Origin of the sequence: Candidatus Oleimmundimicrobium sp., assembly GCF_030651595.1 — a bacterium.
In the GTDB taxonomy this organism is placed as follows: domain Bacteria; phylum Actinomycetota; class Aquicultoria; order UBA3085; family Oleimmundimicrobiaceae; genus JAUSCH01.
In genome coordinates this window covers 1-1342 of sequence record NZ_JAUSCH010000118.1, presented here as the reverse complement: position 1 = coordinate 1342, position 1342 = coordinate 1, and the positions used below count along the sequence as shown (strand labels likewise).

Below are 1342 nucleotides of genomic sequence, written 5' to 3'. Positions count from 1 at the left end.
AGGGCGCCCGGCACCAGATCGCAGCGGAGTAAACACCATGATCATCAGAGATTTTCACCAGGCCAAAAACACCGATCGTCGCGTCGCCGATCAGAAATGGGAATCAGTGCGCATGCTGCTCGCCGATGACGGGATGGGGTTTTCGTTCCACATCACCACCATCGCCGCCGGCAGCGCGCACACGTTCCACTACAAGAACCATTTCGAGAGCGTCTATTGCATTTCCGGCGAGGGCAGCATCGAGGATCTGGCAACCGGCACGGTGCATGACCTGCGCCCCGGGGTGATGTACGCGCTCAACCTGCATGACCGCCACACCCTGCGCTGCAAGACCGAGATGGTTTTCGCCTGCTGCTTCAACCCGCCGGTGACGGGCAAGGAAGTGCACCGCGAAGACGGGTCTTACGCGTTGGAAAATACCTGAACATCAAGGAATGGGCGGGGGTGAAAAGCACCCGCCACAACACCATGACGCATACAGTTGAAAAAATCGGCGGCACCTGCATGAGCCGCGCGCGCGAATTGCTGGACACGCTCTATATCGGCGCGCGCGACAAGGGTGCCATCTACAACCGGGTTTTCGTGGTCTCGGCCTTTGCCGGAATCACCAACCGGCTGCTGGAGCACAAGAAGACCGGCGAGCAGGGGGTCTATGCCCATTTCGCCAGCGATGACGGCGGGGCTGGCTGGCTGGAGGCGCTCAACGCCACCGCCGCGGCGATGATGGAGATTCATGCCGGCATTCTGGACCATGACGGCGATATCCAGCGCGCCGATGCCTTTGTGCGCGACCGCATCGAGGGCGCGCGCGCCTGCATGCTGGACCTGCAGCGACTGGGGTCCTACGGGCATTTCCGCATCGAACAGCAGATGATGACGCTGCGCGAGCTGCTCTCGGGGCTGGGCGAGGCGCATTCGGCCTTCGTCACCGCGCTGCTGTTGCAGCGCCACGGTGTGAACGCGCGCTTCGTCGATCTGAGCGGCTGGCGCGAAGAGGGCAATCCCAGCCTGGCCGAGCGGCTGGATACGGCGCTGCGCGGGATCGACCTGAGCGAGGAGATGCCGATCGTCACCGGCTATGCGCAATGCGCCGAGGGGCTGATGCGCGAATATGACCGGGGCTATTCCGAGGTGGTCTTTGCCCATCTGGCGGCGCGCACGCAGGCCGCCGAGGCGATCATCCACAAGGAATTCCACCTGTCCTCGGCCGATCCGAAGATCGTGGGGGTGGAGGCGGTGCGCAAGATCGGCAAGACCAGCTACGACGTGGCCGACCAGCTTTCGAACCTGGGGATGGAGGCGATCCATCCCAACGCCGCGCGGGTGCTGCGCCGGGCCGAGG

2 protein-coding genes are annotated in these 1342 nt (G+C 63.6%); both read left to right on the top strand.

What is annotated here, in order from left to right:
* Window positions 1–424, top strand: a 424-nt coding sequence (locus Q7U95_RS06815) for an ectoine synthase (RefSeq protein WP_308753035.1), incomplete at its 5' end; no start/stop codon positions are given.
* A gap of 20 nt (window positions 425–444) precedes the next feature.
* Window positions 445–1342, top strand: an 898-nt coding sequence (locus Q7U95_RS06810) for a hypothetical protein (RefSeq protein ID WP_308753033.1), incomplete at its 3' end; no start/stop codon positions are given.